Origin of the sequence: Burkholderia sp. MSHR3999 (genome assembly GCF_000833595.1) — a bacterium.
Lineage (GTDB): Bacteria > Pseudomonadota > Gammaproteobacteria > Burkholderiales > Burkholderiaceae > Burkholderia > Burkholderia ubonensis.
Genome location: NZ_JRFO01000005.1, coordinates 1 through 18,530, shown reverse-complemented (window position 1 = coordinate 18,530; position 18,530 = coordinate 1). Strand labels below are relative to the sequence as shown.

Here is an 18,530-nt window from a genome sequence, read left to right as displayed (position 1 = left end):
TTCTGGGAGTCACGCGTCGCGCGATGCGCCATGCGCGTCAATGCCGCCACATCACATGGCGCGGCTGCGTGTAGTCGGCGAGGCCGAGCATCGACAGATCGGAGCCGTAGCCGGACTGCTTGGTCCCGCCGTGCGGCATGTCGGACGTGTAGGTGAAATGCGCGTTCACCCACGTGACGCCCGCCTCGATGCATGCGGCGAGCCGCATGCCGCGCGCCGCGTCGCGCGTCCACACCGACGACGCCAGTCCGTATTCGGAGTCGTTCGCCCACCGGAGCGCCTGCGATTCGGTGTCGAACGGGGTCAGCGTGACGACCGGGCCGAACGCTTCGCGGCGCATCGGCGCGTCTTCGTGCCGCACGCCGGCGATCACCGTCGGCGCGTAGTAGCAGCCGGGGCCGTCGAGCGGCGCGCCGCCGCAGAGCACGGTCGCGTGCGGCAGCGCGGCCGCCTCCTGCACGAAACGATCGACGCGCGCGCGATGCGCGGTGCTGACGAGCGGACCCATCTCGACGTCGGCGCGGTCGGGTGCGCCGACGCGCAGCGTGAGCGCCGCGTCGGCGAGCCGCCGCGCGAGCGCGTCGTAGATGCCGCGCTGCGCATAGATCCGCGTCGCGGCGGTGCAGTCCTGCCCGGCGTTGTAGAAGCCCGCGTAGCGGATGCCGGCGACGACCGCGTCGAGATCGGCGTCGTCGAACACGAGGACGGGCGCCTTGCCGCCGAGTTCGAGATGCGTGCGCTTCAGGTTGCCGGCCGCCGCGGCGAGCACGGACTTGCCGGCTTCGACCGAGCCCGTCAGCGAGATCATCCGCACGCGCGGATGCGCGGCAAGCGCGCGGCCGACCGTCGCGCCGTCACCGGGCACGACATTGACGACGCCCGCGGGAAAGAGACGCGCGAGCGTCGCTTCGAGTGCGACGATCGACAGCGGCGTCCACTCCGACGGCTTGAACACGACCGTGTTGCCGGCCGCGAGCGCCGGCGCGAGCTTCCACGCAGCCATCATCAGCGGGTAGTTCCACGGCGCGATCTGTGCGACGACCCCGACGGGATCGCGCCGCACCATGCTCGTGTGGCCCTGGACATACTCGCCCGCGGACGGCCCGCTCGCGGTGCGTGCCGCACCCGCATAGAAGCGGAAGCAGTCGGCGACGGCGGGCAGCTCGTCCTGCACGACGAGATGGAGCGGCTTGCCGGTATTGCGGCTTTCGATGCGCGCGAGCGTGTCCGCCTGCCGCTCGATCTCGTCGGCGAGCGCGAGCAGCAGGCTCGCGCGCGTCTGCGGCGTCGTCGCTCGCCAGGCGGGGAACGCCGCTTCGGCTGCCGCGACGGCGCGCTCGACGTCGGCGACGCTCGCGGCGGCGGGCGACGCGAGCGGCTCGCCCGTCGCCGGATCGACGAGCGAGAGGGGCGCGCCGCTTCCCTCGATGCAGATGCCGTTGATCAGCATGTCTCGCTTTCCTCGCGAACGGGTGCATGTTCAGCGAGCTCGCGCTGCGTGCGCTCGAGCGCGGTCGCGAGAATCGCGCAGATTTCGTCGATGTCGGCACGGGTCGCGGTGAGGGGCGGCGACAGGATGCACATGCTCTCGTACGGCCGTACGAGAAGGCCCATCTCCTCGCAATGGCGATCGACGCGCTGGGCGATCGCGATGTCCGCCGGCGTCGGCAGCGCGCCCGTCGCGCCTGCGCTGCTCGTGCATTCGATGCATGCCATCAGGTGGTCGCCGCGCACGTCGCCGACGACGGGGAAGCGCCGCAGCGTTTCGAGCTGGCGAATGAAGTACGGGCCGACGTCGCGCACGTGCTCGCAGATCCGCTCGCGCTCCATCAGCTCGATGTTCGCGAGCGCGGCCGCGCAGGCGACCGGATGGCCCGAATAGGTGAAGCCGTTCGTGAACACGCCGTTGCCGTATGCGTGCTCGCCGGACACCGCGGCGACGAGCCGCTCCGAGATCAGCACCGCGCCGAGCGGCTGATAGCCGGACGTGAGCCCCTTCGCGACGACGATCATGTCGGGCTCGATGCCGAAATGCGCGTGCGACGCGAAGAAGTGGCCGACGCGGCCGAAGCCCGTGACGACTTCGTCGGAGATGTACAGGATGTCGTGCCGCCGGCAGCGCTCGCGCATCGCCGCGAGGTAGCCGGGCGGCGGCACGATCACGCCGCCCGACGCGAGGATCGGCTCGGCGATGAAGCAGGCGATGCGATCGGCGCCGAGCGTCGCGACCAGCGTGTCGAACTCGTCGACGAGCTTCGCGCAGAACGCGTCGACGCTCATGCCGGCCGGCCGCCGGTACGGGTTCGGCGACGACAGGTGATGGACGATCGTGTCGTCGTAATGGAAGCACGTGCGGTCCCACGCCTTGCCGGACACCGACGCGGCGAGATACGTGCTGCCGTGGTACGCGTCGCCGCGCGTGACGATGTGGCGCTTCTGCGGGCGGCCGGTCGCGCCGAAGTAATAGTGCGCGAAGCGCAGCGCCGATTCGACTGCGGTCGAGCCGCAGGTGGTCAGGTGCACGCGCTTCAGGTCGCCGGGCGCGAGTTCGGCGAGCCGCGCGCCGAGCGCGGCGGCCGGTTCGTTCGTCATCGCGCCGAACGGCGTGTAGAACGGCATGCGCAGCGCCTGGTCGCGGATCGCGTCCGCGATCTCGCGCCGGCCGTAGCCGACCGTCACGCACCACATGCCGCCGATCGCGTCGAGATAGGTGCGGCCTTCGGCGTCGGTCACGCGCGTGCCCTGCGCTTCGACGATGACGGTCGGCGTCTCGCGGCCGAGCGCGGACAGGTCGGCCCACGGGTGCAGCAGATGGCGCGTATCCTGCTGCGCGCTCGTGACGGGGGAATCGTTTCGGTATGCCATCTGAAACCTCAGTCGGTCAGGCTGACGAGATGCAGCCGCGGCCCGGAGAACGCGAAGCGGCCGTGCTGCACGTAGATGTTGTCGAGCACCAGCACGTCGCCCGGGCGCATCGCGACCGCGCGCGACGTGCGCCACAGTGCCGCGCGCAGTTCGGTGACGAGCTCGGGATCGATCGGCTCGCCGTCGCCGTACGTCGTCGTCGCCGGATAGCGCGCCTCGTCCCAGTCGGACGGGAAGAGCGGATGGCTGCGCCAGTACGACGCGTTCAGCTCCGTCACCTGGTTGAACCACAGCGGCGCGCCACCCGCGGGGTCGTCGAGGAACGCGTCGTGCACGTAGCCGTAGCCGAGGCCGGCGTCGTCGAGCCAACGGTGGTCGTAGCCCTTGTCGCGCATCAGCGCGTCGACCGCGTCACGGTCGCGCACGCCGAACGTGTCCATCCAGCCGATTTGCGTCGGCGTCGATTCGCGCGGCAGATAGCGGTGATAGCCGATCCGCCTGCGCTCGAACCTCGCGAGAATCTCGTCGGGGATCTGCCCGGCGGCGAGCCGGATGTCGTTGATCGGCACTTCGCCGCCCGCGTCCGCGGCGGCCGCGCAGAAGAAGAACACCTTGCGCGGCGGATTCGGCAGATAGGCCATCTCGTTGTGCGGCGCCATCGTGATGCGCGGATCTTCCTGGCTCGCGACGAGTGCGTAGCCCGCGTCGCGCGCGCGCACCGCGATGCCGCCGTCGTAGCCGTGCGGCACGTAGCCGAGCGCCTGCATGAACGCGTCGAAGCCGGCGCGGTCCGCGATCGGCAGCCCGCGGAACAGCAGCGCGCCCGTGTCGGGCAGGCGTGCGTCGATCGCGTCGCGGCAGAGCGCGGCCGCCTCGGCCGGCGTTTCGGCGGCATGCGTGAGCCCGAGCGCCAGATCGTTCGCGATCGGAATCGTTACCGGCACGCGCGGGCTGTCGGCGCCGGCGAGGTAGGCGCGGCCGCGGACCGGCACCTGGCGCGGGTCGTTTTCCCGCAATTCGATGAAGCCATCCATAACGCGTTTCCTCATTCTGTTGACGAAGCGGGCGCGGTGGCGCGCGTCGCTCACGCGAGCGTGTGCGTCTGCAATCCGGCCAGGAACGCCTGCCCGGTTTCATTCGGCAGTTCCTTCGCGCCCGTGATCCAGCGCCGGCAGTTCGGCGCGCCGCAGTGGCATTCGAACTGGCGCATCAGCATGTCCTCGGTCGATGCGTAGTCCATCGTCAGCATCTCGCCCGCCGCAATGTCGCGCAGCGACCAGAGCTCGAAGCCCGCCATGTCGAGGCGCACGTTCGGATCGCACGAATGCAGCAGCAGCCCGCTGAAATGCGGGTCGTACAGGTGCGTGTGGGCGTTGATCTGCAGCGTGTGCAGCCGGCAGAACGCGGTGATTTGCCCGGACACGCGCGCCATCCGTCTTCCGCGCGCGAACGCCTTCTGCGCGCGGACGCCCGCGCCGCGGCCGTCCTGCGTCTGGATGATCTGGAACGCGTCGGTCGACGGATAGCCGTCTTCGACCATCAGGTCGGTCGACGGGTAGATCCCCGTGCATTGCTGGACGGGTTCGATGAGGGTGATCGTCATGCTGCTCTCCTTGACTGGATGGGTGCGCCGGGCGGGAGCGCCCGGCGACCTCTTCTTTGCGGCCGCGTCTGAATGCGCGGCTCACGGGAAGGGCGGATCTATTCGTCCGCGATGCCGGCGACGTTCCGCATCCGGCGGGCCAGCTCGCCGATCTTCAGCGTCGGCGATGCGAGCGTCGAAAGCGGTATTTGCACACCGAATTTCTTGAAAAAACCGTTGCGCATCTGCGCGAGATCGAGCGAATCGAGCCCGAGCGTCGCGAGATCGAGCCGCTCGTCCCAGCGGCTCACGTAGTCTTCGAGGAACGTTCGAACGGGGTCGCGTTTGCTTGGCGGCCGCGCGGGTTCGCTCGCCGGCCGTATCGAGCGTGCCGGGTCCGGTCCGTCGTCGATGCGAACGGCGGCCGCTGTGCGCGGCGCGCTCGCGCTCGCCGTCGCGAGGACGGACGCGTCGCCGCGCGCGATTTCGGCGACGATCGGCGCGTCGCGCCACGGCGAGCGCGGCCAGTCGACGTCGCACACCGCAAACTGGCGTCCGGCCGTCGCGCCGCCCAGCGCGTCGGCGAGCAGCGCGCCGAGCGCGGCGAAAGCGGCATCTGGCGCGAGCGGGCGCTCGCCGTCCTGAATCGCGCGACGCAGCGCCCGGTCGTTGCGTGCGCTCATCCCGACTTCGGCCCAACTCCCCCACTGGATGCTCAGCACGGGCGGCTGGCCGGCCTGCGCGGGCCAGCAGGCGAGCTGATCGAGCCACGCGTTCGCGGCCGCGTAATTGGCCTGGCCCGGCACGCCGAGCAGCGCGCTCGTCGACGAGAATGCGACCGTCCAGCGCGTGCGCCAGCGCGGCGCGTGCGCGAGCAGTGCGGCGAGGCTCTGCTTCGGCGCGAGCACGCGGCGCAGCCGCGCGTCGTCGAGATTCGCGATGAGGCCGTCGTCGAGCACGCCGGCGAGATGGAAGATGCCTTCGACTGCGTCGATCGATTCGAGCGCGGCGTCGAGTGCGCGCGCGTCGTCGAGATCGACCGATACGGCGCGCACGCCACGCGGCGCGCACGCGCCGCTGCGGCACAGCGCGACGATCCGGTCCGGCGGCACCTGCTGCTCGTCGATCAGCCAGTCGACGAGCGCGCGGCCGACGCCACCGGTCGCGCCGGTGACCAGATACGGGCCGCCCGCCGCGCCGAGCGCGCCATCGGGCAACGCCGGCGCCGCGTGCGGCAGCAGGCGCGGCACGCAGATCCGGCCGGCGCGGCGCAGCAGCCACGGTTCGTTCGCGACGCGCGCGGCGTCGCGCGCGAGTTCGGCGGCCCAGCGCGCATCGGCGGCGCGCGGCGCGAGATCCGGATGATCGTCGGCGAGCACGAGCCGCACGCGCAGTGCCGCATGCTCGGCGCTCGCGACGCGCGCCGCGCCGACGAGCGGGCCGCTTCCCGCGCAGGCCGGCAGCACGAGCGTCAGCGTGCCCGCGCATGCGCGCGCGGCGAGCGCCTGCCACAGCCTGACGAAGCCCGCGCATTGCGCGACGCCGAGCGGATCGTCGGCCGCGCCGATGCACAGCAGCGCCGCGTGGCCGTCGCTCGCGCGCAGGCGCGGCGCGAGCCATTCGAACGCGTCGGCTTCGCGGCCCGTCGTGCAGACCGCGCACTCGGGCACCGGCGCAGTGTTCGTCGCATCCACGGCGATCGGCGCGCTCGGCTGCCAATGCAGCGCGAACGTCGGTGCGGGCGGTGTCGTGCGCGCATCGCGCTGCGGCCGCAGCCACGCGGCCACGCGTGCGACGATCTCGGCTTCGCATCGCATCATGAAGTCGTGGCCGCCCGGATACGCGTGGCGGCCCGCGAGCGGCGCGGACGAGATCCGCGCCCAGTCGCCGGCGAGCCGCCAGTCGAACGCCGGATCGCTTTCGCCGCCGTGAATCTGCAACGGGATCGTCAGCAGCGGTTGCCGGCCGCCGTCGCGCCAGCGTTGCGCGATCCGGTGCGCGGTGCGCGTATCGGCGTCGAGGTCGGCTTCGAGCACCGGCCGGAAGATTTCCTGCCACAGCGGATCGTCGCGCAGCGCATCGGGGACGAGCAGGAAGCTGTCCGCGGGCGCGTCGATCGCGGGCTGCTCGAGGAGCGGTGCACGGCCGACGACGACGAGCCCCTTCACCCGGCCGCTCGCCGCCCATGCGCGCAGCGGCCCGGCCAGCAGCTCGGTTGCGGCCGCGCCGCCGTAGCTCAGGCCGCAGAACGCGACGGGCAGGTCGCCCGCATCCGCGACGATCGCGGCGGCGATCGCGTCGCGCGCGGCGAGGTCAGCGGCGTCGTCGTGCGCGGGCGATTCGTCGGCGCGCGCGTTGCGGCCGGGCCATTCGACTGCGACGATGTCGAGCCAATCGGGCGCGGTGCGCGCCCAGCCGTCGAAGCTGCGGCTGCTGCCGCCCGCGTACGGGAAGCAGTACAGCCTCATGCGCGGCCGGCGGCGCGGCCTGGGTCGCGCGAGCCAGCGCGATGCGCGGGCGTGCGGCGGGGCGATGAGGGAAGCGGACGCGGCGTCGCACGCGCATTCACCGGAGCATGTCCCCGTCGACGCTTCGGCTTCGACCGAAGCAGGCGCCGCATCGACGTAGATCGACGCCTCCGGCCTGATCCAGTAGCTGTCCCGTTCGAACGAATACGCGGGCAGCGGCGCGCGCGCGAGTGCGCGGCCGGGCGACGCGGCCTCGTGCGCGTGATACGCACGCCAGTCGATCGGCACGCCCGCGCTCCACAACTCGCCGATCACGTTGCAGAAGTGCTCGGCATCGTTCGCTTCGCTGCGCGCGGCGGGCAGCGACGGCAGCACGCGCGGCGCGTGCATCGCCGGCGCGCCGGCATCCGCGTCCGCGCCCGCCGCGAGATGCTTGCCGATCAGGCTGCACAGCACGGTGCCGGGGCCGATTTCGAGCACGACGTCGGGCTGCCAGCGCAGCAGGGCCGCGACGTTGTCCGACCAGCGCACCGGCTCGAGCAGATGGCGCGCCCAGTAGTCGGCCGATGCGGCGTCGGCGCCGAGCCAGCCGCCCGACACGTTGCACGTCATCGGTATCCGCGGCGTCGCGCCGTCGATGCGCTGCGCGGCGAGCGCATCGGCGACGGGTTGCATCAGCGGTGTATGGAACGGGTGCGACACCGGCACCGGCCGGCATCGGCAATCGAGCGCGGCGAGCGCGCGTGCGGCGTCGGCCAGCGCCGGTTCGGCGCCCGCGAGCACGAGCGTGCCTGGCGCGTTGCGCACCGCGATCCAGAGATCGGTGCGCTGCGCGGCCCACTGCTCGATGCGCGCCTCGTCGCCCGTCACGGCGAGCATGCCGCCGCGCGTGTGTGTGCCGTCGGCGGCGGCGAACGTCGTCAATGCGTCGGTCGCGCTCGCGCGCGCCGCGACGAGCGCGGCCGCCTGATCGAGCGTGAGCGCCTCGGCGGCGACGGCGGCCGCGTATTGGCCGATGCTGTGCCCCGCGACCGCGACGGGCCGCACGCCGTACTCGCCGAGCACCGCCGCGAGCGCGTGCTCGACCGCGAACAGCCCGCATTGCGTGACGAGCGGGCGGCGCATCGCGTCGTCGTCGGCGTTCAGGATCGCGTCCGCGATCGGCGCGCCGAGCGCGCGTTCGAGCGCCGCGCACGCGGCGTCGAAGTGGTGGCGAAAGCGCCCGGCTTCCGCATTCGATCGATACAGCTCGCGCGCCATGCCCGGATGCTGCGAGCCCTGGCCGGAGAAGCAGAACGCGACGGTCGCGGCGGGCTTCGCGCGAACGGCAGCGCCGGGTGCATCGGGCGCGTCGGCAAGCGCTTCGTCGAGCATGCTGGCGCGTTCCCGGAGCGCGGCGGCCGCTTCGGCCGGCTGCGCGGGCACGGCGAGCGCGACCCGCAGCGGATGCGCTTCGCGCGCGACGTGCAGCGTATACGCCACGCATCCGAGCTCGGGTGCGTCAGTCGTCGCGACGCGCTCGGCGAGCGCGCGCAGGTTACGCGCGAGCGCGCCCGGCGTGCGCGCGGACACGGTCATCAGGTGGCGCGCACGCGGCACGCCGTCGGCAGGCGCGGCGGCGCGCGCGGGCGCCTCCTCGACGATCACGTGCGCGTTCGTGCCGCCGATTCCGAAGCTCGACACGCCGGCGCGCCGCGGCAATTGCGTCGACGGATCGGCGACCGCCCAGTCGTCGACGTCCCGCTGCACGACGAACGGCGACGCATCGTGCCCGACGAACGGCACGAGCTTCGGATTGAGCGTGTCGAAATGCACGGTCGGCACGCGCTGCCGGTGCTGAAGCTGCAGCACGGTCTTGATGAGCCCGGTGATGCCGGCCGCGCAGTTTGCATGGCCGATGTTGCCTTTCACGCAGCCGATCGCGCAGCTGCCCGCCACGGGCGCGTCGTCGCCGCGCGTCTGCGCGAACGCGTCGGACAGTCCCTTCAGCTCGATCGCGTCGCCGATCAGCGTGGCGGTCGCATGGCATTCGACGTAGGAGATCTGCTCGGAGCGCACGCCCGCCATGTCGAGCGCGTCGACGATGCAGCGCCGCTGCGCGTCCGCATTCGGCGCGGTGTAGCCCGCCTTCATCCGGCCGTCGTTCGACAGGCCGATGCCCGAGATCACCGCGAGGATCGGATCGCCGTCCGCTTCGGCGAGATCGAGGCGCTTCAGCACGACCGCGCCGATGGCGTCGCCGAACAGCGTGCCGCTCGCGTGCGTGTCGAACGGCCGCACGTGGCCGTCGGCGCTGCCGACGAGGCCGTCCTCGTGGCAGAAGCCGAAGTTCGGGAACGACAGCGCGGACGCGCCCGCGATCGCCATCTCGCATTGGCCGGCGCGGATCGCCTGCACCGCCTGCGCGACCGCGACGAGCGCGCTGCTGCAGGCGGCGCCGACCGACACCGCGGGCCCGCCGAGATCGAGCTGGTACGCGACGCGCGTCGCGATGTAGTCCTTCTCGTTGCCGATCTCGGTGAGCATCAGGCGGCCCGGATCGAGCGGCGTGAGCAGCCCGCCGCCTTGCAGGTGATGGACGAGATAGCCGTCGATCCCGCAGCTCGCGAACACGCCGGTGCGCGTGCGATAGCGGTTGTCGCTGCGCGCGTAGCCCGCCTGTTCGAGCGCGGTCCACGCGACTTCCATGAAGAGCCGGTGCTGCGGGTCCATCAGCACCGCTTCGCGCGGGCCGATGCCGAAGAACAGCGCGTCGAACTTGTCCGCGTCGCCGACTACCTGCGCGGCCGACACCCAGTCCGGATGATCGAGCTGCGCGGCGTCGACGCCCTTCGCGAGCAGTTGTTCGCGTGTGAAGCGCGACAGGCTGTCGACGCCTTCCGTCAGGTTGCGCCAGAACGCGTCGATCGAGTCCGCGCCGGGGAAGCGTCCGGCCATGCCGACGATCGCGACTTTCGGTGAATCGGCGGCCGATTTCGCGTGCGCGGCGTGCGGCTTGCGGGCGTCGTCCGCACGCGGGCGGGCGGCGGCGTCTCGCGAGCGGCGGCAGTAGTCGGCGAGATCCCGCAGCCGGCTGTGCTGATACAGGTCGACGACGGCGAGCGTCAGCCCGAGCCGCTCGCCGAGCAGGCCGATTGCCTTCGCGGCGCTCAGCGAATTGCCGCCGAGCTCGAAGAAGTGATCGTCGCGCGCGACCGACGCGACGCCGAGCACGTCGCGCCAGATGTCCGCGAGCCGCGCCTCGAGCCCGTCGCCCGCGACGGGGGCCGCGGCGTCGTGCGAGGAGGCGGTTGTCGCGGCGGTCGGCGCAGGCAGCGCGTGCTTGTCGAGCTTGCGCGACGTGCCCGCGCGCAGCGGAAACGCGTCGAGGCCGATGAAATGCGCGGGCACCGCGTATTCGGGCAGCTTCGCGCGCGCTTGCTGGCGCAGCCGTGCGAGCGTCGTGTCGGACGGCGCGCCGTCGACGCCGACGACATAGGCGGCAAGCGTCGCCGGTTGCCGCGTGTGCGGATCGTCGATCGGCACGACGAGCGACTTGCTGACGCCGTCGACCGCGTCGAGCACGTTTTCGATCGCGTGCAGCAGCACCTTGAAGCCGCGGATCTTCACCGTGTTGTCGATGCGGCCGAGGATCGCGATCTGGCCGTCCGGCAGCAGCCGCGCGCGGTCGCCCGTCCGGTAGACGGGTGCGTCGTGGCCGCGCTCGGCGAGCGCGCGCACGGACGGCAGGAATTTCTCTGCGGTGCGGGCCGCATCGTCGAGATAGCCGGGGCCGAGGCCGGGCGATGCGATGTAAAGCTCGCCCGTCTCGCCCGCCGGCACCGCGCGTCCCGCTTCGTCGAGCACCGCGAGCGCACAGCCGGGCAGCGGCCGGCCGATCGGCACGCGCTGGCTGCCGGCGTCGGCGCGCGACGGCAGCAGATCGGCGTAGCAGACGTCGAGGCTTTCCCACGTGCTGTACGCGTTGACGAGCCGCACCGACGGCGGAAACGCCGCGCGCGCCTTGTCGACGACGCGCTGCGGCACGACCTCGCCCATCAGGAACCACGCGGACATGTGCGCGAGTGCGTCGCGCAGTTGCGCGGCGATGCCGGGGAAATCGAGCACGCTTTCGAGCAGCGACGGCGTGACGACGAGTCGCGTGATGCGTTCCTCGCGCAGCAGCGCGACGAGCCTGGGCGGATCGAAGATCACGTCGTCGCCGATGACGATGGCCGGGCGGCCGAACATCAGCGGACGCAGGCATTCCCACGCGAGAAACACGTTGAGGCCTTCGCGTTCGCCGTCGGCGTAGGGGTACAGTGCGTCGCGCGCGTGGAAGCAGTAGCTCGTGCCGATGTGCGTCGTGAGGACGGCCTTCGGCTTGCCGGTCGAGCCGCTGGTCAACGACACGAACGCGATGTCGTCGCGGCGCGGCGCGACGGGCGTCCATGCGCGATCCGCGTGCGGCGGGCGGGCGCTGACGAGCGTGCAGCGCGCATCGGGCAGATGCCGGGTTGCGCGCGCGAGCAGCGCGGGGATCGTCGCGATTTGCGCGACGCGGCAGCTCGCGACGAATTCGCCGACGAGCGAATCCGGCCAGCTCTTCTCGAGCAGGCACACCGACGCGCCGATCGACCACGCGGCGACGATCGTCAGCACGTACTCGGCGCCGTGCGGCAGCAAGACGCCGACGACGTCCTGCCGGCCGACGCCCGCCGCGCGAAACGCGTCGGCGAGCTCGACCGTGTGCGACGCGAGTTGCCGGTAGGTCCACGTGCGCTCGCCGTCCTTCAGCGCGAGCGCATCGGGCGTGCGCACGACGTGCTCGCGAATCGCGGCGAGCACCGAATGCGCATCGCCCCAATCGTCGACCGCGCCCAGGCACGCGGCGACGCGCGTGTTCGCGTCGGGCGCTGCCGCGACGATCGACGTGGGGCGCGCGGCGAGCCACTGCTCGATGTGGCCGGCGACGCTCGCGCACAGCGCCGCACGGGATGACGGATCCAGAAAATAGAAGTGATTGCCGTCGAATGATTCGACCGGGCAGGCATGGTGCGGCGAAACGTGCGCGCGCCATGCGCGCAGGTCGTCGACGGTCGTGCTCGGATCGGCCGCGCCGCCGTAGATCGCGCAGGGCGCGCGCAGCTCGCTGCCGTGCGCGTGCCGATAGGTTTCCGCGAGGTGCAGGTCGGCCCGCAGCGGCGGGAGAACATAGCGGGCGACGTCGGGATCGTCGAGCACGGCGTCCGGGAAGAAGCCCCAGCGCCGCACGGCTTCGACGAAGCCGGCGTCGGGCAGCGCGTGCGTCTGCTGGCGCCACGCGTCGGTTGCGCGCTCGCGCGACGGCGCGGGATGGCCAGACAGGAAGACGCCGGCCGGCTGCGCGCCGCCGCGTTGCTCGAGCTCGCGTGCGACTTCGTAGGCGAGCAGCGCGCCGAGGCTGTGGCCGAACAGGAACAGCGGCGCCCCGTCGTCGAGCCGCGCGATCTCGGTCGCGAGATCGTCGACGAGAGACGGCCAGTCGTCGTAGAACGGGATGTGCTGGGTCGCGCCGCGACCGGGCAGGCTGAGCGTTGTGAAAGCGAATGCGCCGCCCAGTTCGCGCGCGATGTCGGCGTAGCTGGCGTCGCTGCCGCCCGCGAACGGGAACGCCACGATCCGGGCCCGGCTATCGAGAGAGCCGTTGCTCGTTGAAACTATTTGCTTCATGAGAACCACTCCAAATGAGCGCCGTCAACCTTGTATCCTTAACCTCAACACCAATCGACGAAACTCGACCAATGGCAAATCGAAAATACTGGCTATAGTGAAATGCAGCTCGCGGCATTGATTGAAATGCGCGCAGGGTGGCCATTGCTCGGAAATGGCGGTGCGAAATTCGAACCACCCGACAGGATGGTTGCAAGAAGATAGCAAATTTAAGGTGTTTGAAATCTGAGATTTTTCTCGATTTTTGCTGAATGTCGTCTCATTTGATCCTGGTCATGCTAAATCACGCATTTAATTCACATGTATTTTTATACGCTGGCGCTGTCCTGCGTATTTCGGAGTACGACGAATTCCTGATGTGGCGAGCAGTCTTGCGGCTATCGCTATCCGGCGTCGAGCGCGGGTGTCGGCCGTAATGGCCGGCGCATTGGTCGTGCCGGGGTCCGGGTTGGCGATCGGGCGAGCTTGCTGTCCTTGCCAGGTTGCCGAAATTTTGTATATGTTGGACGCGATTCTATTCGCCCAGATATTGAATCGGCAACACTTCTTGGAAGTGTGTCCCTGTAAAGGGGGACATCGAATTGATATAAGTCAATTTGTTTTGTCTCTATGTCGTCGCGCCCTAAGATGCAGGCGTCAGCACGTTACCCCGTATTGACAATCTCATGATTTGTCTAAGTAGTTAATGTGTGGATGAATTTTGCTGCCAGTGCGATTGACTGGTATGAAATTGACCATTTTTCCGTGGCACTGGCGGTTGCTGCACTTGTTATTGCGACCGTAATCAATGCTCAGATGGCTGCGGTGAATTTGACGCGTGCAGATGTTTGTGCGCCTACCTGATAGCACCGCTTTTGATGAGTCGCTTGGATTGGACGCCGGCTTACAGCGTCAGTCCCGATTGATGCGCGCGAGGTGAGCTTTTACGGGAAGTGGGCAGGGGAGCGAGCGGATGTGCGTCGGGCTAACCGCGCTGTCGATCCGGAAGGGATCGAGCAAGGGCGGTTGCTGCTTCCGATATGGAGGGCGGTGCGGACTGCATCACCGATCGGAGCAGTGAGCCGGTTTGCATGGGCTCACTGCTTGTTGCCGGTATTCCCGGCTGTTCAATCGTCGAGCAGGGATGGCGGCACGTCGGCGGGATTGGTTTCCTGCGCCATACCGTAATGCATGTCCGCATCGTCGATCATCACCGTCGCGACGTCGATCAGTTCATCGAGACGCTGCAACAGCGCATCGCGCCACTCCGCGTCCTCGTCACGTTCGGGTGTCTTGTCCAGCTGTTCGACGATCGATTCCGCCGTCTGCAGGAATGGGATTGCCTGCTGGTAGTTCTCGATGGCCACCAGTGCGGCGTTGCGCGCGCCGACCAGCAGTTCCCGGTAATCATCCGCCGGCTCGGATTGTCCCCCAATACGAGGCAACACGTCTGAAATGCGTTGCAGGAGCGGCGGGACCTGCTCCTCCAGCGCGGCGGCGCGTTGGCGTAGCGCTGCGTATTCGGCGCGGAGATCGGCTTCGTCGGATTGAGTGGAGCTGTCCATCGTTGGTCATTGTGCGTGGTGCGATCGCGGCATGATACTCGACGGCGCATTCGACCTTCATCCCATAAACGGGATCCTTTATGGAGGCGTGGCGCCGGGGAGGTCGGCCAGGGGCGGGCAAGCACGATCGGGTTTGCTGTGCGCGTCCCGTTGAGGCACTCGACGTTTCATCTATATATAGAGACGTGCGTTATTGGGCGCCGTGCTTTGGGTGGACCAAGGACGTTGGGATACATGGTTCGTCAACGCAAAAGCCCCGGTGCGCGACAGCGCACCGGGGCTTTTACATTTATTTCACGCAACCCCTTGCGCGGAACGCGGGAGGTGCCTAGAATCACGCCTCTTTCGCGCTGCCGGCAACGCGGCGCGGAAGGGGGAAGGCAGATGAACCCCGCAGTCGCAACGAGCTAGCAAAAAAAGTTGTTGACGAACTGCGAAACAGTGTTCATAATCTCCCTTCTCTGCTGCTGACAACGCAGCGCTGCCGGGAAAGACGGTTTTCTCGCAGAAACGTTCTTTAAAAATTAACAGCCGATAAGTGTGGGCGCTTGATGACAGCGAGCCGATCGTCAGATCGGATTGGCAAAAGTATCAAGAGTCTCACACTAAAGTAAGTCAGGTTTATGAAGCAATTCATATTCCTGTCAGCTTTGAATGAGCGACCGGTTCTACGGAACCGAAAACAGTAACAGGTTTGAACTGAAGAGTTTGATCCTGGCTCAGATTGAACGCTGGCGGCATGCCTTACACATGCAAGTCGAACGGCAGCACGGGCTTCGGCCTGGTGGCGAGTGGCGAACGGGTGAGTAATACATCGGAACATGTCCTGTAGTGGGGGATAGCCCGGCGAAAGCCGGATTAATACCGCATACGATCCACGGATGAAAGCGGGGGACCTTCGGGCCTCGCGCTATAGGGTTGGCCGATGGCTGATTAGCTAGTTGGTGGGGTAAAGGCCTACCAAGGCGACGATCAGTAGCTGGTCTGAGAGGACGACCAGCCACACTGGGACTGAGACACGGCCCAGACTCCTACGGGAGGCAGCAGTGGGGAATTTTGGACAATGGGCGCAAGCCTGATCCAGCAATGCCGCGTGTGTGAAGAAGGCCTTCGGGTTGTAAAGCACTTTTGTCCGGAAAGAAATCCCTGGTCCTAATATGATCGGGGGATGACGGTACCGGAAGAATAAGCACCGGCTAACTACGTGCCAGCAGCCGCGGTAATACGTAGGGTGCGAGCGTTAATCGGAATTACTGGGCGTAAAGCGTGCGCAGGCGGTTCGCTAAGACCGATGTGAAATCCCCGGGCTCAACCTGGGAACTGCATTGGTGACTGGCGGGCTAGAGTATGGCAGAGGGGGGTAGAATTCCACGTGTAGCAGTGAAATGCGTAGAGATGTGGAGGAATACCGATGGCGAAGGCAGCCCCCTGGGCCAATACTGACGCTCATGCACGAAAGCGTGGGGAGCAAACAGGATTAGATACCCTGGTAGTCCACGCCCTAAACGATGTCAACTAGTTGTTGGGGATTCATTTCCTTAGTAACGTAGCTAACGCGTGAAGTTGACCGCCTGGGGAGTACGGTCGCAAGATTAAAACTCAAAGGAATTGACGGGGACCCGCACAAGCGGTGGATGATGTGGATTAATTCGATGCAACGCGAAAAACCTTACCTACCCTTGACATGGTCGGAATCCTGAAGAGATTCGGGAGTGCTCGAAAGAGAACCGGCGCACAGGTGCTGCATGGCTGTCGTCAGCTCGTGTCGTGAGATGTTGGGTTAAGTCCCGCAACGAGCGCAACCCTTGTCCTTAGTTGCTACGCAAGAGCACTCTAAGGAGACTGCCGGTGACAAACCGGAGGAAGGTGGGGATGACGTCAAGTCCTCATGGCCCTTATGGGTAGGGCTTCACACGTCATACAATGGTCGGAACAGAGGGTCGCCAACCCGCGAGGGGGAGCCAATCCCAGAAAACCGATCGTAGTCCGGATTGCACTCTGCAACTCGAGTGCATGAAGCTGGAATCGCTAGTAATCGCGGATCAGCATGCCGCGGTGAATACGTTCCCGGGTCTTGTACACACCGCCCGTCACACCATGGGAGTGGGTTTTACCAGAAGTGGCTAGTCTAACCGCAAGGAGGACGGTCACCACGGTAGGATTCATGACTGGGGTGAAGTCGTAACAAGGTAGCCGTATCGGAAGGTGCGGCTGGATCACCTCCTTTCCAGAGCTATCTCGCACAAGTTGAGCGCTCACGCTTATCGGCTGTAAATCAGGACAGACTCAGGGGTCTGTAGCTCAGTCGGTTAGAGCACCGTCTTGATAAGGCGGGGGTCGTTGGTTCGAATCCAACCAGACCCACCAATTGTCTGGCGGAAGTACCCTGGGAAGTCTCTGTATGGGGGCATAGCTCAGCTGGGAGAGCACCTGCTTTGCAAGCAGGGGGTCGTCGGTTCGATCCCGTCTGCCTCCACCACAATCTTCAATGACAAGCGTTCGACTTGATCGAACTTTTGCCATTGGCGATTGAGCCAGTCAGAGTGATATGAGTAACACCATATCGGCTGTCGTTCTTTAACAATCTGGAAGAAGCAAGTAATTTGGATAGCGGAAGCGTCTTTGAGATGGACGTGGAAACTATCCGGGTTGTGATTGTATCGATGTATCTCAAGATGATTCGAACTTCATGTTCGGCTCAATTGGAATACGGCACAACGCGAGAACTCAACCTGTAACGAGACAGACTCGTTATAGGGTCAAGCGAACAAGTGCATGTGGTGGATGCCTTGGCGATCACAGGCGATGAAGGACGCGGTAGCCTGCGAAAAGCTACGGGGAGCTGGCAAACGAGCTTTGATCCGTAGATGTCCGAATGGGGAAACCCACTCCTTATGGAGTATCCATGGCTGAATACATAGGCCATGTGAAGCGAACGCGGTGAACTGAAACATCTAAGTAACCGCAGGAAAAGAAATCAACCGAGATTCCCAAAGTAGTGGCGAGCGAAATGGGATGAGCCTTGCACTCTTTATTTGTATTGTTAGCCGAACGCTCTGGAAAGTGCGGCCATAGCAGGTGATAGCCCTGTAGGCGAAAACAGTATGAAAGAACTAGGTGTGCGACAAGTAGGGCGGGACACGTGAAATCCTGTCTGAAGATGGGGGGACCATCCTCCAAGGCTAAATACTCGTGATCGACCGATAGTGAACCAGTACCGTGAGGGAAAGGCGAAAAGAACCCCGGGAGGGGAGTGAAATAGATCCTGAAACCGCATGCATACAAACAGTCGGAGCCTCGTAAGGGGTGACGGCGTACCTTTTGTATAATGGGTCAGCGACTTACGTTCAGTAGCAAGCTTAACCGTATAGGGCAGGCGTAGCGAAAGCGAGTCCGAATAGGGCGTTCAGTTGCTGGGCGTAGACCCGAAACCAGGTGATCTATCCATGGCCAGGATGAAGGTGCGGTAACACGTACTGGAGGTCCGAACCCACTAACGTTGAAAAGTTAGGGGATGAGCTGTGGATAGGGGTGAAAGGCTAAACAAACCTGGAAATAGCTGGTTCTCTCCGAAAACTATTTAGGTAGTGCCTCGTGTCTCACCTTCGGGGGTAGAGCACTGTCATGGTTGGGGGGTCTATTGCAGATTACCCCGCCATAGCAAACTCCGAATACCGAAGAGTGCAATCACGGGAGACAGACATCGGGTGCTAACGTCCGGTGTCAAGAGGGAAACAACCCAGACCGCCAGCTAAGGTCCCCAAATATGGCTAAGTGGGAAACGAAGTGGGAAGGCTAAAACAGTCAGGAGGTTGGCTTAGAAGCAGCCACCCTTTAAAGAAAGCGTAATAGCTCACTGATCGAGTCGTCCTGCGCGGAAGATGTAACGGGGCTAAGCCATATACCGAAGCTGCGGATGCGAGCTAGTCTCGCATGGTAGGAGAGCGTTCCGTAAGCCTGCGAAGGTGCCTTGTAAAGGGTGCTGGGAGGTATCGGAAGTGCGAATGCTGACATGAGTAGCGATAAAGGGGGTGAAAGGCCCCCTCGCCGTAAGCCCAAGGTTTCCTACGCAACGTTCATCGGCGTAGGGTGAGTCGGCCCCTAAGGCGAGGCAGAAATGCGTAGCTGATGGGAAGCAGGTCAATATTCCTGCACCGTCGTTAGATGCGATGGGGGGACGGATCGCGGAAGGTTGTCCGGGTGTTGGAAGTCCCGGTCGCTGCATTGGAGAAGGCGCTTAGGCAAATCCGGGCGCAGGATTCAAGGGTGTGGCGCGAGCTCCCTCGGGAGCGAAGCAATTGGAAGTGGTTCCAAGAAAAGCCTCTAAGCTTCAGTCTAACGATGACCGTACCGCAAACCGACACAGGTGGGCGAGATGAG

7 protein-coding genes, 2 tRNA genes and 2 rRNA genes are annotated in these 18,530 nt (G+C 66.3%); 5 read left to right on the top strand and 6 right to left on the bottom strand.

Translation table 11 applies throughout. From position 1 onward, the window contains the following. Positions 1-37 precede the first annotated feature (37 nt). The 5 genes from KY49_RS14230 to KY49_RS14210 form a co-directional block, all read right to left on the bottom strand. Positions 38-1,450: a gamma-aminobutyraldehyde dehydrogenase gene (locus KY49_RS14230; RefSeq protein ID WP_042585316.1), complete on the bottom strand. Its 1,413-nt coding sequence runs from the start codon at positions 1,448-1,450 to the stop codon at positions 38-40. Beyond that, positions 1,444-2,865, bottom strand: coding sequence for an aminotransferase (locus KY49_RS14225; protein WP_042585315.1), 1,422 nt, complete (start codon positions 2,863-2,865; stop codon positions 1,444-1,446). The genes KY49_RS14230 and KY49_RS14225 overlap by 7 nt, the downstream gene beginning before the upstream one ends. An 8-nt stretch (positions 2,866-2,873) precedes the next feature. After that, positions 2,874-3,899, bottom strand: coding sequence for a TauD/TfdA family dioxygenase (locus tag KY49_RS14220; protein ID WP_042585314.1), 1,026 nt, complete (start codon positions 3,897-3,899; stop codon positions 2,874-2,876). Positions 3,900-3,949: 50 nt separating this feature from the next. Further along, the gene (locus KY49_RS14215; RefSeq protein WP_042585313.1) at positions 3,950-4,468 is read right to left on the bottom strand and encodes an SET domain-containing protein-lysine N-methyltransferase; all 519 of its coding nucleotides are present in this window, start codon (positions 4,466-4,468) and stop codon (positions 3,950-3,952) included. A 98-nt stretch (positions 4,469-4,566) separates the two neighbouring features. Continuing rightward, a complete protein-coding gene (locus tag KY49_RS14210; protein WP_042585312.1) occupies positions 4,567-12,606 on the bottom strand; it encodes a type I polyketide synthase in 8,040 nt (2,679 codons plus the stop codon). Between the two features lie 693 nt (positions 12,607-13,299). Between KY49_RS14210 and KY49_RS37310 the strand changes: the two genes are divergently transcribed. Then, positions 13,300-13,449, top strand: coding sequence for a hypothetical protein (locus KY49_RS37310; protein WP_156162531.1), 150 nt, complete (start codon positions 13,300-13,302; stop codon positions 13,447-13,449). A 263-nt stretch (positions 13,450-13,712) separates the two neighbouring features. Here the strand turns inward: KY49_RS37310 and KY49_RS14205 are convergent, their stop codons facing one another. After that, positions 13,713-14,150: a hypothetical protein gene (locus KY49_RS14205; protein ID WP_042585311.1), complete on the bottom strand. Its 438-nt coding sequence runs from the start codon at positions 14,148-14,150 to the stop codon at positions 13,713-13,715. 696 nt (positions 14,151-14,846) lie between these two features. Here KY49_RS14205 and KY49_RS14200 point away from each other — a divergent pair. From KY49_RS14200 to KY49_RS14185, 4 genes are all read left to right on the top strand, one after another. Beyond that, positions 14,847-16,377 (top strand): 16S ribosomal RNA (locus KY49_RS14200). Between the two features lie 63 nt (positions 16,378-16,440). Beyond that, positions 16,441-16,517: transfer RNA gene (locus tag KY49_RS14195), tRNA-Ile, on the top strand. Between the two features lie 36 nt (positions 16,518-16,553). Beyond that, a tRNA-Ala gene (locus tag KY49_RS14190) sits at positions 16,554-16,629 on the top strand. Between the two features lie 278 nt (positions 16,630-16,907). Next, positions 16,908-18,530, top strand: a 23S ribosomal RNA gene (locus tag KY49_RS14185); the annotation flags it as partial.

Bases quoted from the DNA above. Each gene is read 5' to 3' on its own strand.
- KY49_RS14230 (WP_042585316.1), bottom strand. From the start codon at position 1,450: ATGCTGATCAACGGCATCTGCATCGAGGGAAGCGGCGCGCCCCTCTCG.
- KY49_RS14225 (WP_042585315.1), bottom strand. From the start codon at position 2,865: ATGGCATACCGAAACGATTCCCCCGTCACGAGCGCGCAGCAGGATACG.
- KY49_RS14220 (WP_042585314.1), bottom strand. From the start codon at position 3,899: ATGGATGGCTTCATCGAATTGCGGGAAAACGACCCGCGCCAGGTGCCG.
- KY49_RS14215 (WP_042585313.1), bottom strand. From the start codon at position 4,468: ATGACGATCACCCTCATCGAACCCGTCCAGCAATGCACGGGGATCTAC.
- KY49_RS14210 (WP_042585312.1), bottom strand. From the start codon at position 12,606: ATGAAGCAAATAGTTTCAACGAGCAACGGCTCTCTCGATAGCCGGGCC.
- KY49_RS37310 (WP_156162531.1), top strand. From the start codon at position 13,300: ATGAATTTTGCTGCCAGTGCGATTGACTGGTATGAAATTGACCATTTT.
- KY49_RS14205 (WP_042585311.1), bottom strand. From the start codon at position 14,150: ATGGACAGCTCCACTCAATCCGACGAAGCCGATCTCCGCGCCGAATAC.